Raw genomic sequence first — 14010 nt, forward strand, 5'->3', positions numbered from 1 at the left:
GGATGCGTTGACCGCAAGGCAGAATCGGGCTGAATCCTGACGAACAGGGGCTGCTCATGCGTATCCTTGTCATCGGCGGCACCGGCTTCATCGGCCGTCGCCTGGTCGCCCGGCTTTCCGGCGGCGGACAGCACCAGATCCTGGTGCCCACCCGTAGCTATGGCCGCGGGCGGGATCTGCAGATCCTGCCCGGCGTCACGCTCACGGCCGACGACGTCCACGACGACGCCACGCTGGACCGTCTGCTGCGCGGCTGTGACGCCGCCGTCAACCTGGTCGGCATCCTGCACGGCAAGGCCGGCAAGCCTTATGGCTCCGATTTCGCCCGTGCGCACGTGACGTTGCCGCAGCGGGTGGCGCAGGCCTGCCGGCGGCAGGGCGTGCGACGCCTGCTGCACATGAGCGCGCTGGGCGCCGATTCCGCCGGCGCCAGCATGTACCAGCGCTCCAAGGGCGATGGCGAGGCCGCCGTGCGCAAGGAGCTCGAAGGCTGGCGCGACGGCGGCTGGACCATCTTCCGTCCGTCCGTGGTGTTCGGCCCGGATGACAATTTCACCAACCTTTTCGCCCGCCTGGCGCGCTGGCTGCCCGTGCTGCCGCTGGCGGGCGCGCACGCGCGCATGCAGCCGGTCTATGTGGGCGACGTGGTGGCCGCGATGACGGCGGCGCTGGACGACACGCACGCCTGCGGCAAGACCTATGAGCTGGGCGGACCGCAGGTCTATACGCTGGGCGAGATCGTGCGCCTGTGCGCCGCCTGGAGCGGGCATCCGCGTCAGGTCTGGCCCATGCCGATGGGCCTGGGCCGCCTGCAGGCGCTGTTTTTCGAATGCCTGCCCGGCGAGCCGCTGATGTCGCGCGACAACCTGGATTCGTTGCGCAGCGATAACGTCTGTTCCGGACCGATGGCGCCCGAGCTGCGAGTGGTGCCGACCGGGCTGGAAACGGTGGCGCCCAGCTATCTGTAGCGCCCGCCGCCGGCGCGGGTCGCGATGTCAGCGCACCAGCGCCTTGAGCGCCAGCTTGATGCCGTCGGACACGCCCACGCCTTCGGGCAGCGTCTTCAGCGCCGACAGCGACTCCTTCTCCGAGTAGCCCAGCGCCAGCAGCGCGTTCAGGATGTCCGATTGATTGTCGGGCGTGGCATGCGCCTGGGCGCCGATGTCGGCGCCGAGCTTGCCGCGCATTTCCAGCAGCAGGCGTTCCGCCGTTTTCTTGCCGATGCCCGGCACGCGGGTCAGGCGGCCGGATTCCTGCAGCGTGATGGCCTGGGCCAGGTCGGCCACCGACAGGCCGGACAGCACCGACAGCGCGGTGCGCGCGCCGATGCCGCTGACCTTGATCAGCTCGCGGAAGGCGCTGCGTTCGCCGGCCGTGGCGAAGCCATACAGGATGTGGGCGTCCTCGCGCACCGTCAGGTGCGTGTAGAGCGTGACGCGCGCGCCGTTCTCGGGCAGCGCGTACAGCGTGCTCATGGGCACGTCGATGTCGTAGCCCAGTCCGTTGACGTCCACGCAGACGGTGGGCGGCAGTTTCTCGATCAGGGTTCCGGTGATGCGTCCGATCATGGCGGGAAGATGGCGTGAAAAGTGGAGCCGCGCGGATGCGCGGCGGGATGCGGGGATTCTATACGCGCGGCGCGGGCCGCGGGAGGGCGGGGCGGCTCAGCCGACCAGGCGGCCGTTGCGCAGCCGGGTCTGGCCGCCGCCCAGCGTCGCGCCCAGGCGGCCGAGCTTGTCCTGCAGCGGCCCGGCGTGCGCGTGGCAGATGGCGCAGGCCAGCGCGTCGGCCGAGTCGGGGGCCGGCGTGCCGTCCAGGGACAGCAGGTGCTGGACCATCATCTGCACCTGCTCCTTGGCGGCGCGGCCGGTGCCGACCACGGCTTTCTTGATCTGCAGCGCGGTATATTCGTGCACGGCCAGCGCGCTGTCGGCCAGCGCGCACAGCGCCGCGCCCCGCGCCTGGCCCAGCAGCAGGGTCGAGGCGGGGTTGGTGTTCAGGAAGACGATTTCCAGCGCGGCCACGTCCGGCCGGGTTTCCTGCGCCACCTGGCGCAGGTTGTCCAGGATGACCTTCAGGCGTTCGGACAGCGCCAGCGACGGCGGGACCACGATGGTCCCGCTGGCGACGTAGCGCAGGCGCATGCCGTCGGCATCGACCACGCCGAAGCCGGTGCGGCGCAGGCCGGGATCGATGCCGAGGATGCGCATCAGTGGCGGAAGTGGCGGGTGCCGGTCAGCACCATGGCGATGCCGTGCTCGTCGGCCGCCGCGATGACTTCATCGTCACGCACGCTGCCGCCGGGCTGGATCACGCAGGTCGCGCCCGCCGCCACCACCACGTCCAGGCCATCGCGGAACGGGAAGAACGCGTCCGACGCCACGGCCGAGCCCTTGAGCGTCAGGCCGGCGTTCTCGGCCTTGATCGAGGCGATGCGGGCCGAGTCGATGCGGCTCATCTGGCCGGCGCCCACGCCCAGCGTCATGCCGCCGCCCACGAACACGATGGCGTTGGACTTGACGTACTTGGCGACCTTCCAGGCGAAGGCCAGGTCGTCCATTTCCTGTTCGGTGGGCTGGCGCTTGGTCACGACCTTGAGCGCGTCGCGCGGCACGTTATAGGCGTCCGGGGTCTGCACCAGCCAGCCGCCGCCCACGCGCTTGACGTCGAAGGCGTTCTGGCCGGCGCCCATCGGCACTTCCAGCACGCGCACGTTCTTCTTGGCGGCCAGGATGGCCAGCGCCGCGCCGTCATAGGCCGGCGCCAGCAGCACTTCCAGGAACTGCGCGCTGACGGCTTCGGCCGTGGCGGCGTCGACCGGGCGGTTGAAGGCGATGATGCCGCCGAAGGCCGAGGTCGGGTCGGTCTTGAACGCCTGCTGGTAGGCGCCCAGCGTGTTGGCCGCGACGGCCACGCCGCAGGGGTTGGCGTGCTTGACGATGACGCAGGCGGGCGCCTCGAAGCTGCGCGCGCATTCCCAGGCCGCGTCGGCGTCGGCGATGTTGTTGTACGACAGTTCCTTGCCTTGCAGCTGGCGGTAATTGCCAAGCAGGCCGGCCGGACGTTGCGGATCGACGTAGAAGGCCGCCGTCTGGTGCGGGTTCTCGCCGTAGCGCAGGGCCTGCTGCTGCTTGACCTGCAGCGTCAGCGTGCCCGGCCATTCGTTGCGGGCCGGGGCGGCGTCCTGCTTGGGTTCGGCTTCGGCCAGGCTGCTCAGGTAGGCGGCGATGGCGCCGTCATAGGCGGCGGTGTGGGCGTAGACCTTGCCGGCCAGTTCCAGGCGCAGGCCGTAGGAGGTGTTGCCGCCCTTGTCCATTTCGCCCAGCACGCGCGAGTAGTCCACCGGGTCGATGACCACGGTCACGCCGCCGGCTTCGGTGCCGTGGTTCTTGGCGGCGGCGCGCAGCATGGCCGGGCCGCCGATGTCGATGTTCTCGACCGCGTCGGCGAAGGTGCAGCCGGGCTTGGCGACCGTTTCGCGGAACGGGTAGAGGTTGACCACCAGCATGTCGATGCGGTCGATGCCCGCCGCCTTGATGGTGTCCATGTGCTCGGCGCTGTCGCGGCGCGCCAGCAGGCCGCCGTGGATCTTCGGATGCAGCGTCTTGACGCGGCCGTCCAGGATCTCGGGCGAACCGGTGTGGGCGGCGACCTCGGTGACGTTCAGGCCGGATTCGGCCAGCAGCTTGGCGGTGCCGCCGGTCGAGAGCAGGCGCACGCCGCGCGCGGCCAGGGCGCGGGCAAATTCAACGATGCCGGTCTTGTCGGACACCGAAAGCAGGGCGGTTTCGATTTTCATGGTGAGGGCGGAGTGGGGCGCGGGCGCCTTTCTCGTTCGGGTACTGGATGGGAAATCTGGAAGGGGGCGGCCCGTGCCGGGCGGGCCGTCCGCTGGCGTGGGGATCTATACCTGGATGTTGTGGGCGAGCAGCTTCTTGCGCAGCGTGTTGCGCGTGATGCCCAGCATTTCGGATGCCCGCGACTGGTTGCCGCCGGACCGTTCCAGCGCCACTTCAAGCACCGGGCGCTCAACGCAGCGCATCACCATGTCCCACATGTCGTGAGGCTCGGATTCACCCAGGTCTTCGAAATAGCGCTCCAGGCTGGCGCGCACGCATTCTTCCAGGACATCTTTCTTGCTCATCGGAGTACAGATATTTTTATGTTGGTGTTGAGGCGGTCATGCCGCCAGCAGGGCTTGAACGGCCGGCGCCGGATTGCGGTCGCCGTCGTTCGATAGTGCGAGGAACCATTCCGACACCGCCCGCCATTGGTCGCGGGTGTTGTCGATGAGGTTCATGCGGTCGCGGAACGAGTCCGCGTCCGGCAGGCCTTCCAGATACCAGCCGATATGCTTGCGCGCCGTGCGTACGCCGGTGTGCTCGCCATAGAAGCGGTAGTGGTCGTCGAGGTGTTCGAGCAGCAGCTCGCGCATTTCCCCATAGGAGGGCGGGGCGAGTTTTTCGCCCGTGCGCAGGTAGTGGTCGATTTCGCGGAAGATCCAGGGACGGCCCTGGGCCGCCCGTCCGATCATCACCGCGTCGGCGCCAGTGTAATCCAGGACGTGTTTCGCTTTCTCGGGCGAGTCGATGTCGCCGTTGGCGATGAGCGGGATCTTCAGCTCCGCGCGGACCGCGCGGATGGTGTCGTATTCGGCATGGCCGGTGTACAGGTCGGCGCGGGTGCGGCCGTGCAGGGTCAGGGCGGCGATGCCGGCGTTCTCGGCCAGCCGGGCCACGCGCAGCGCGTTGCGGCTCTCGCGGTCCCAGCCGGTGCGGGTCTTGAGCGTGACGGGCACGCCCAGCGGCGCGCAGGCGGCCACCACGGCGTCCAGGATGCGGACGATCAGGTCTTCGTGGCGCAGCAGCGCCGAGCCGGAGGCCACGTTGCAGACCTTCTTGACCGGGCAGCCCATGTTGATGTCGATGATCTTGGCGCCCCGGGCCGCGTTGAAAGCGGCGGCCTCGGCCATCATGGCCGGGTCGGCGCCGGCGATCTGGACCGAAATGGGGGCGATCTCGCCGTCGTGGTTCAGGCGGCGCGAGGTCTTGACGCTGTCCCACAGCTTGGGGTTGCTGGCCGCCATTTCGGACACGGCATAGCCGGCCCCCAGCTTCTTGCAAAGCTGCCGGAAAGGCCGATCGGTCACGCCCGCCATGGGCGCGACCAGTACGTTGTTGGGGAGAGTCCAGGGACCGATGCGCATGGTCACATTTTAACCGGCCTGATCGAACCCTCTTTTTTGTCCGGCAACGGCTTGGTAACAAGCCTGGGCGGACGAGGCAGAGCGCGGCCCCTTTCCAGGGCCGGATCGTGGCGGCCGGCGCCGGGCTAGGCCCGGAATCCCTGCAGCAGATGCCGGGCCAGCGGCGCGCGCAGCGGCGCCGCCAGGTCCAGGCCCAGCAGCGCCAGGCCGCAGGCATGTTCCACCGGCGCCAGGCCGGTGGCGAACACGCGCGGCATCAGGTCGGTCAGGCCGGCGGTGATCAGGCGGTCGAACTGGCGCGCGCCGGCGAACTCGGCCAGCGCCGGGGCAGGGCTGGCGTCCGGGCCTGGCAGCCAGGCGCCCAGCGCCTGCGCCAGCCGGGCGGCGTCGCGCAGGCCCAGGTTCAGGCCCTGGCCCGCCACCGGGTGCAGGGTCTGGGCGGCATTGCCGATGGCCGCCACGCGCCCTTGCACCTGGGCGCGGCGGGCGCTCAGCGCCAGCGGGAAAACGTGACGCGGCGCCTGGCTGGACAGGCGGCCGAGGCGGTCGCCGAAGGCGGCGCTCAGCGCGCGCGAGAAGGCCGCGTTGTCCAGCGCGGCCAGTTCGGCGGCGCGTTGCGGCGTGCTGCACCAGACCACGGAATGGGCTTCGGGCGTGTGCGGATGGGGCAGCAGGGCCAGCGGCCCCTCGGACGTGAAGCGCTCCCAGGCCCAGCCGGGGCGCGGCAGGGCGGCGTGCGCCGTGGTCAGCACGGCGTGCTGGCCGTAGTCGCGGCGCAGGTCCTCGCCGCCCGCGCCGTCGGACTGCACCACCACCCGGCAGCGCAATTCGGTGTCGCCCTGGGCGACGCGCACGCCGTCGGCGTCCTGCTCCAGGATCCGGGCGGGCGGTCCCGACAGCAGGGTCACGCCGCACTGGGCGACGCGGGCTTCGAGCCGGGCGTAGAGGCCCGAATAGCCGACCACGCTGCCCAGTTGCGGCACGTCGAAGTCGGTATGGCGGATCAGGCTGCGGCCCAGGCGGCCGCGCTGCGAGACATGGATGCTGCGGATGTCGGCCGAGCGTTCCGGCCAGGCGTCCAGCGATTCGAGCAGCACGCGGCTGCCGTGGTTCATGGCCAGCACGCGAGGATCGGCCGCGGGCGCGGCGTCCGCCGTGGAGGCGGGGGCCGTGCCTTGCAGCAGCGCGATGCGGGCCGGATCCGGCGCCACCCGAGCCAGCATCAGGGCCAGGACGCGGCCGACGGGGCCGGCGCCGAGAATCGCAATGTCGAAGGCGGAAGCAGTCATGTGCGGAAGTTTAACCGTCCACTACAATCGCCGGCAGGCGGCGTGCGCGGTCACGCCACAGGAGCGATGACATGACGCAGGCTCAGGCTACTTCTTCGATTTCCGCTGCAATCCCGCGCCGGCCGCGGGGCAAGGTCGCGGTCGGCCTGCTGGCCTGCTTCCTGGGCTGGGCGGGCGCGCACTGGTGGTATCTCGGCCGCCGCCATGCCTGGGCGGTGAGCCTGTACGCCGCGCTGGCGCTGGCCGGCGCCTTCAGTCTTTATCCGGTCTGGTACGACAACCCGGCTTTCTTCCTGTTGTTCATTCCCATGATCGACGGCTTCGTCGAGAGCGTGGTCTTCTCGCTCATGTCCGACGAGAAATTCGACCGGCGCTACAACCCCGATCTGGGCCGCCCGTCGGCGACGGGCTGGGGGCCGGTCCTGGTGGCGCTGAGCGCCTGCCTGATCGGCTCGATCGTGGCCATGTTCGCCATCGCCATGGTGGTGGTGTACGTCTGGGTGGCGATGGGCTGGCTGGACGGCTACGTGCTGTAGCCGCCGCGCCTATTCACGCATCAGCGCCTCGATCTCGCCGGCCTGCACCGGCACGCCGCGGGTGATCAGTTCGCAGCCCTCGTCCGTGACCAGCGCGTCGTCCTCGATGCGGATGCCGATGTTCCAGTAGGCCTCGGGCACGTCGTCGGCGGGGCGCACATAGATGCCGGGCTCGATGGTCAGCATCATGCCGGCCTGCAGCGCGCGCCAGGGACGCTCGCCGCCCTGCGCGGGGCCGGGCTGGCGGTAGTCGCCCACGTCATGGACGTCCAGGCCCAGCCAATGGCCGGTGCGGTGCATGTAGTAGCGGCTGTAGGCGCCGGATTCGATCACGCCGTCCAGCGATCCCTTCAGCAGCTTCAGGTCCAGCATGCCCTGGGCCAATACCCGGACGGCGGCGTCGTGCGAATCGTTGCAGGATCGGCCCGGCGCCGTGGCCTGCACGGCGGCGTCCTGCGCGGCGGCCGTCAGGTCGTACAGCGCCCGCTGCGGACCGCTGTAGCGTCCGTTCACGGGAAAGGTGCGCGTGATGTCGCTGGCATAGCTGTCGACCTCGCAGCCGGCGTCGATCAGCACCAGGTCGCCGTCGCGCAGCACGGCGTCACCCGCCGGGTAGTGCAGCACGCAGGCGTTGGCGCCGGCCGCCACGATGCTGTTGTAGGCCACCGACTGCGCGCCCTGGCGCCGGAATTCATACAACAGCTCGGCTTCCAGCTCGTACTCGCGCATGCCGGCGCGGGCGGCCCGCATGGCGCGGGCGTGAGCGCCGGCGGAGATCTTGGCGGCGCGGCGCATGGCGGCGATCTCCGTGGCGTCCTTGATCAGCCGCATCTCCGCCAGAATGGGGGCCACGTCCTGCTGCCGTTCGGGCGGCAGGCGGCCGCCGCGTCCGGATTCGCGGGCGGCGGCCAGCCAGCGCCGCAGCCGGCCGTCGGCGCGCCGGTTGCCCGCCAGCGGCGCGTACAGCGTGGGCTGGTCCATCAGCAGCGTGGGCATCAGTTCGTCGAGCGCGTCGATCGGATGGGCGTCGTCAAAGCCGAAGCGTTCGGCGGCGGCTTCCGGGCCGAAGCGCTTGCCTTCCCAGATCTCGTGCTCGACATGTCGCGGACGGCAGAACAGCAGCGCGCGGTCGGTGGCGCCGGCGATCAGCACCAGCCAGGCCTCCGGCTCGGTGAAGCCGGTGAGGTAGAAGAAGTCGCTGTCGTGCCGGTAGGGATATTCGGCGTCGCGGTTGCGGATGGCCTCGGGCGCGGTGGCGAGCACGGCGATGCCGCCGCCGGCCGCGCGCATGCGTTCCATCAGGCGGTGGCGGCGGGCGGCATAGGGGGCGATATCGTCGGGCGGCAGGCTCATGGGCGGCCGGGGCGCACTGCCCCGCGGGTGGCGTTTGTCGGGAAGCGGCATGCGGCGGCGGGCGGCTCGGATGCCTGGACGCAGGCTGCGTTGACTTCCACTTTAACGCGGCTGGGCGGCGCTCGCGCGGTCGCGCGGAGCGTCCGCGCCGCCTGTGCGGAAATTCCCGCCCGCGCGGCCGGCGGGCTGCTACAATCGCGGCTCAGTCATTGGGGAGTAGCCATCCTTTGTTCCCCAAAGGAGTCAGCGTCAACAAACTTGGTGGTTCAGGTTGCGGAGCAACCGCTGGAACCCCATGGCGCTGACGGTTTCCATGCTCGCGGCGCGCCCGCCACATGGAACTGCCAGGCGAGACCTTTGGCCGCGTTGCGTTCACCCCTGGCCGGGCGAGCGGCAGCGTCGTGCCATCGGTATCCGCTCGTCCGGCCGCATTCGCTCCCATGTTGCTCACCCTGTTCCTGTTTTTCCTGTCCGCGGCGGTCATCTATTTCGCCTGCGAGTACTTCGTCAATGGCGTCGAGTGGGTCGGCCACCGGTTCGAGCTGGGCGCCACCGCGACGGGCACCGTGCTCGCCGCCTTCGGCACCGCGCTGCCGGAAAGCGCCGTGACCTTCATGGCCGTCGTGTTCGGCGATACCCCAGAGCAGAAGGACATCGGCGTGGGCGCCGCGATGGGCGGTCCGCTGGTACTGGCGACGCTGGCCTACGCGGTCGTCGGCCTGGCCCTGTGGCGCGCCCACCGTGGCCGCGCGACGCAATTGGACTGTATCAACGCGGACCAGCGCAGACTGGCCCGCGACCAGGCCTGGTTCATGGGCATCTTCGTCTTCAAGGTCGGGCTGGGGCTGCTGGCCTTCGCCTGGAAGCCCTGGCTGGGCATCCTGTTCCTGGTCACCTACGGCCTCTATGTGAAGCGCGAGCTGAGCAATGACGAGGAAAGCCTGGCCAGCGAAGACCTGGAGCCGCTCAAGCTGCGCCCCCGCGACACGGATCCCGCGCTGTCCTGGGCCATCACGCAGACGGTGCTGGCGCTGGTGGTGATCGCCGGCGCGTCGCATGTGTTCGTCAACCAGATCGAGACGCTGGGCGTGGCCATGGGCGCTTCGCCGCACCTGGCGGCGCTGCTGCTGGCGCCGGTCGCCACCGAGCTGCCGGAAATCATGAACGCGCTGATCTGGGTGCGCCAGGGTAAAGAGCGGCTGGCCTTGGCCAACATCTCGGGCGCCATGATGATCCAGGCCACCATTCCCAGCGCGCTGGGCATCTTCATGACGCCTTGGCTGCTGGACGCCCCCTTGCTCGCGGCCGGCCTGTTCACCATGCTGTCCATCGGCCTGCTGTGGCTGCGCTTCCGCTCTTCCGGCATCACCGTGCCGGTGCTGTCGGCGGCGGGTGGCTTCTACGCCTTGTTCGCCATCTACCTGGGCTGGCACTTCTACGCGTGAGGACGGCGCAGCGCGCTTCTGTCGGAGGACGGTGGCTGCCGCGCCATCATGGCGCGGCAGCCATGCCCGTGATCGAGGCCGCGGCGCGCTGCGGTGGAATGCGCGCGGATTCCACTTTTTTGTGCCCTTTACGCGACCAAAGTGTTGTCCATCAGTGGAAACCCGCGTAAAATTGCGCCCGTTATCCATCCCAGGAGCAGTCTTCGTGAATACCGATTCCGGCGAAAGTCGATCTTGCATCGACACCGCTGTTTAACAGGATCACGCAGCACTCCGTCTGCCGCGCCTGTTGAACAGGTTGCGGCGTATCCCAAGGTCCAGGCGTCCGCCCGGACCAACGCGCAAGCCCACGGCTTGCCGGGCATCTCCCCAACGTAAACCGCCAGAACCGTCGCTCGTCCGCAGCGCCCGCGTTCGCGCACGTCCATCGTGTCCGGCCGCCGAGCGCGGCGCGTGCGCGCATGTTCGCGAAGCCGCTCCGCCGTTCTTGCAATGGAGGTCGCCATGCGTTTCTTCGACTTGTTCCTGCGCCGCGCCGGCGTGGACCGCGCCACCGCCCAGGGCCGCCGCCGCGGCACGTCGCGGCTGACGGTCATTTGTCCGCGCGATGAACTGGGTTCCCTGCGCAAGCAGATCTGCCTGGACTTCAGCGCCGCCGGCCTGGATGTTTCGCAAGTGCAGATCGACCAGGGCTCGGATCCCGGCATGGCGTCGGCCTGCATCACCGTCAACTGCCCCCCCGAATTGCGCGGCGAACTGATGTCCCAGGCCCGTCGCCTGAGCGCCAACCCCGCCGTGCGCCACGTGCATTTCGGCGTCCAGCCGCTGGCGGCCTGAACGCCCGCGGCTGCCCGTCAACCCACAGGAGAAATCATGCCTAGTGCCTTAGACCCCGAGCCTCGATTGCGCCCCGCGCGCGGCGCCGGCATGCCTGTCTGACCCGTCCACTCCCTGCGAGCCGACCGGCCAGACGCATCCTGGTCCGTACGGAACCCGCAGCACTGAATCCCCGGCCTGGCTTACCCAGCGTCCGCCCGATCCGCCGGCACCGATTCTTCCGCTCGCTTCCCTTTCCGTTTTCCGCACCCGGCGCGCTTCTTGACGCGATCCGGACACCGGCCACATTGCTCCGGTGCTTGAACACGCCCGTACGCGGCGGATCGACGGCCTGCGCCCGCTGGCCGCGGCCGCGCACGCCCGTGCCAGGCACGCAGCCTGTCGTCCGTGTCTCCCAGAAAAAGCTCCCGCGCCGCGTCCTTCTTCGCGGTTGCGCCGTTCCCCGGGGATTCTTCCCCGGACGCTGCGCGGGACAAGAAAACAAACAACCGGAGCACTCCGATGTTGACGTTCCTGAAGTCATTCTTCTCATCCGCCGCCCGAGCGCGACGTACCGGGCGCCATTTCCGCCGCTCGCCCATGCTGGAGCGCGGCGGCGATGTGGCCGCCGTGCCGCCCGACGCGGCCCGCCACGCCAACCGCCGCATGCTGGAACTGTCCGGTCAGGATACGGAGACGCTGTTCCAGCGTTTCGGCAGCCGCGCCGGCGGCCTGAGCGAAGCCCAGGCCAGCGCCGCGCGTGAACGGCATGGCCGCAACGAGGTCGACCACGAAGCGCCGCTGCGCTGGTATGTCCACCTGTGGTACTCGTACCGCAACCCCTTCAACCTGCTGCTGACCGCGCTGGCCTCGCTGTCGTGGGTCACCGATGTCTGGATGGCCGAGCCTGACGACCAGTCCTGGCGCGGCGTCATCATCATCGGTTCGATGGTGGTCATTTCCACGCTGCTGCGCTTCGCGCAGGAGCGTCGCTCCAACCGCGCCGCCGAGGCGCTCAAGGCGATGGTGCAGAACACGGCGACCGTGCTGCGCAGCGACGCCGGCGATCCCTCCGAGAGCGAGGTCCGGCGCGCGCTGGGCGTGGCGCCGCACGCCAGCGGCTCGCGCCGCATGGAGCTGCCGCTGGCCGACCTGGTGCCCGGCGACGTGGTGCTGCTGTCCGCGGGCGACATGATCCCTGCCGATTGCCGCATCCTGACCGCCAAGGACCTGTTCGTGGCGCAGGCGGCCTTGACGGGCGAATCGCTGCCGGTCGAGAAGAGCGCCACGCAGCGCGTCGAGACGGCCAATTCGCTGGAACTGGAGAACATGGCCTACATGGGCACCAACGTGGTCAGCGGCTCGGGCACCGCCCTGATCGTGGCCACCGGCGCCGACACCTACTTCGGCCAGCTCGCCGGACGCGTCACGCAGACCGCGCGCGTGCCAACCCAGTTCCAGCAGGGCATCAACCGCGTCAGCTGGGTGCTGATCCGCTTCATGCTGGTGATGGCGCCCATCGTCATGCTGATCAACGGCTTCACCAAGGGCGACTGGCTCGAGGCGCTGCTGTTCGCGCTGGCGATCGCCGTGGGGCTGACGCCCGAGATGCTGCCCATGATCGTCACCGCCACCCTGGCCAAGGGGGCGGTGCGGATGTCGCGGCGCAAGGTCGTGGTCAAGCGCCTGGACGCCATCCAGAACCTGGGCGCCATGAACGTGCTGTGCACCGACAAGACCGGCACGCTGACGCAGGACCGCATCGTGCTGGAACGCCATACCGATGTGTACGGCGCCGTCAGCGACGACGTGCTGGCCTACGCCTACCTGAACAGCTACTACCAGACCGGATTGAAGAACCTGCTGGACGTGGCGGTGCTGCGGCACGCCGAGGTGGAGCGCAAGCTGAATCTGGCGGCGAGCTACCGCAAGGTCGACGAGATTCCCTTCGACTTCGCGCGTCGCCGCATGTCGGTGGTGGTGAACGAGGTCGAGAACGGCCGCGAACACCATGAGCTGATCTGCAAGGGCGCGCTGGAGGAGGTGTTGTCGGCCTGCACCCGCCTGCGCGTGGGCGAAGAGGTGCAGCTGTTGACCGATGCGCGCCGCGCCGACATCCGCAAGGTCACGGCCGACCTGAACCGCGACGGCCTGCGCGTGATCGCCGTCGGCGTGAAAGAGCTGCCGCCCACTCAGCAGGCCTACGGGGTGGCCGATGAGTCCGACCTGATCCTGGTCGGCTACATCGCCTTCCTGGATCCCCCCAAGGAATCCACCGCGCCCGCCCTGGCTGCGCTGAAGGAATCGGGCATCGAGGTCAAGGTGCTGACCGGCGACGTGGAGCTGGTGACGCAGAAAGTCTGCCGCGAAGTCGGTTTCGAGGTCCGCAAGGTGGTGCTGGGCGCGGAGGTCGAGGCCATGTCCGATGCGCAGCTGGCCGTGGCGGTGCGCGAGGCCAACGTCTTTGCCCGCCTGACGCCGGCGCACAAGGAACGCATCGTGCGCAGCCTGCGGGCGCAGGGCAATACCGTGGGCTTCATGGGCGACGGCATCAACGATGCGCCCGCCCTGCGCGCGGCCGACGTGGGCATTTCGGTCGATTCGGCCGTGGATATCTCGAAGGAGGCCGCCGACATCATCCTGCTCGAAAAGAGCCTGATGGTGCTGGAAGATGGGGTCATCGAAGGCCGCAAGACCTTCTGCAACATGCTCAAGTACCTGAAAATGACGGCCAGCTCGAACTTCGGCAACGTCTTCTCGGTGCTGGTGGCGAGCGCCTTCCTGCCGTTCCTGCCCATGCTGCCGATCCATCTGCTGCTGCAGAACTTGATGTACGACATCTCGCAGACCGCTATCCCGTTCGACAATGTCGACGAGGAATTGCTGAAGAAGCCCCAGCAATGGGATCCGGACGGCCTGGGCCGCTTCATGGTGTTCTTCGGCCCGATCAGCTCGGTCTTCGACATCGCCACGTATGCCTTGATGTGGTATGTATTCCAGGCCAATGCGCCCGAGCATCAAACGCTGTTCCAGTCGGGCTGGTTCGTGGAGGGCCTGTTGTCGCAGACGCTGATCGTGCATATGATCCGCACGCGCCGGATTCCGTTCCTGCAGAGCCGCGCCGCCTGGCCCTTGATGGTCATGACGCTGGCGGTGGTTTGCCTGGGCCTGTTCCTGCCGTTCTCGCCGCTGGCCGGATACTTCCAGCTGCAGGCGCTGCCGTGGAGCTATTTCCCCTGGCTGGCCGGGATCCTGCTGAGCTACTGCGTGCTGACGCAGCTGCTCAAGGGTATCTGGGTCCGCAAGTACGGGTGGCAATGAGTCGGTTCGATGCCGCGGGCAAGGCCCGCGGCGCAGTCGGGAGA

The 14010-nt window shown here is 69.0% G+C and carries 12 protein-coding genes and 1 riboswitch; of the genes, 5 read left to right on the forward strand and 7 right to left on the reverse strand.

The annotated features are described in order from the left end of the window. Positions 1–56: 56 nt before the first annotated feature. On the forward strand, positions 57–968 hold the full coding sequence (locus C2U31_RS09760) for a complex I NDUFA9 subunit family protein (RefSeq protein WP_103272669.1): 912 nt from the start codon (positions 57–59) through the stop codon (positions 966–968). A gap of 27 nt (positions 969–995) precedes the next feature. Here C2U31_RS09760 and ruvA read toward each other — a convergent pair whose 3' ends face one another. From ruvA to C2U31_RS09790, 6 genes are all read right to left on the reverse strand, one after another. Beyond that, positions 996–1568 carry a Holliday junction branch migration protein RuvA gene (ruvA, locus tag C2U31_RS09765; protein ID WP_103272670.1) on the reverse strand — a complete coding sequence of 191 codons (573 nt, stop codon included), beginning with the start codon at positions 1566–1568 and terminating at the stop codon, positions 996–998. A 96-nt stretch (positions 1569–1664) separates the two neighbouring features. Then, entirely contained in the window at positions 1665–2210 is a 546-nt protein-coding gene (ruvC, locus tag C2U31_RS09770) for a crossover junction endodeoxyribonuclease RuvC (RefSeq protein WP_103272671.1), read from the reverse strand. Then, positions 2210–3799 carry a bifunctional phosphoribosylaminoimidazolecarboxamide formyltransferase/IMP cyclohydrolase gene (gene purH, locus C2U31_RS09775; RefSeq protein WP_103272672.1) on the reverse strand — a complete coding sequence of 530 codons (1590 nt, stop codon included), beginning with the start codon at positions 3797–3799 and terminating at the stop codon, positions 2210–2212. Before purH ends, ruvC begins: the two co-directional genes overlap by 1 nt. 105 nt (positions 3800–3904) lie before the next feature. After that, positions 3905–4144: a helix-turn-helix domain-containing protein gene (locus C2U31_RS09780; RefSeq protein WP_006217670.1), complete on the reverse strand. Its 240-nt coding sequence runs from the start codon at positions 4142–4144 to the stop codon at positions 3905–3907. Between the two features lie 36 nt (positions 4145–4180). Then, complete coding sequence (gene dusB, locus C2U31_RS09785; RefSeq protein WP_103272673.1) at positions 4181–5206, reverse strand: tRNA dihydrouridine synthase DusB; 1026 nt, start codon at positions 5204–5206, stop codon at positions 4181–4183. Between the two features lie 125 nt (positions 5207–5331). Further along, positions 5332–6495 carry a UbiH/UbiF/VisC/COQ6 family ubiquinone biosynthesis hydroxylase gene (locus C2U31_RS09790; RefSeq protein ID WP_103272674.1) on the reverse strand — a complete coding sequence of 388 codons (1164 nt, stop codon included), beginning with the start codon at positions 6493–6495 and terminating at the stop codon, positions 5332–5334. Positions 6496–6566: 71 nt separating this feature from the next. Between C2U31_RS09790 and C2U31_RS09795 the strand changes: the two genes are divergently transcribed. Next, entirely contained in the window at positions 6567–7031 is a 465-nt protein-coding gene (locus tag C2U31_RS09795; protein WP_103272675.1) for a TM2 domain-containing protein, read from the forward strand. 9 nt (positions 7032–7040) lie between these two features. On the opposite strand, the gene C2U31_RS09800 is transcribed toward C2U31_RS09795, so the two are convergent. Beyond that, positions 7041–8384, reverse strand: a complete 1344-nt coding sequence (locus C2U31_RS09800; RefSeq protein WP_103272676.1) for an aminopeptidase P N-terminal domain-containing protein — start codon at positions 8382–8384, stop codon at positions 7041–7043. A gap of 192 nt (positions 8385–8576) precedes the next feature. Continuing rightward, positions 8577–8727: riboswitch (yybP-ykoY riboswitch) on the forward strand. Positions 8728–8824: 97 nt separating this feature from the next. Between C2U31_RS09800 and C2U31_RS09805 the strand changes: the two genes are divergently transcribed. The 3 genes from C2U31_RS09805 (at position 8825) to mgtA (ending at position 13966) form a co-directional block, all read left to right on the forward strand. Then, on the forward strand, positions 8825–9829 hold the full coding sequence (locus C2U31_RS09805) for a sodium:calcium antiporter (protein WP_103272677.1): 1005 nt from the start codon (positions 8825–8827) through the stop codon (positions 9827–9829). Between the two features lie 504 nt (positions 9830–10333). Then, positions 10334–10666: a hypothetical protein gene (locus C2U31_RS09810; protein ID WP_103272678.1), complete on the forward strand. Its 333-nt coding sequence runs from the start codon at positions 10334–10336 to the stop codon at positions 10664–10666. A gap of 501 nt (positions 10667–11167) precedes the next feature. After that, complete coding sequence (gene mgtA / locus C2U31_RS09815) at positions 11168–13966, forward strand: magnesium-translocating P-type ATPase (protein ID WP_103272679.1); 2799 nt, start codon at positions 11168–11170, stop codon at positions 13964–13966. Positions 13967–14010: the final 44 nt, after the last annotated feature.

Origin of the sequence: Achromobacter sp. AONIH1, from assembly GCF_002902905.1 — a bacterium.
Classification (GTDB): Bacteria; Pseudomonadota; Gammaproteobacteria; order Burkholderiales; family Burkholderiaceae_B; genus Achromobacter.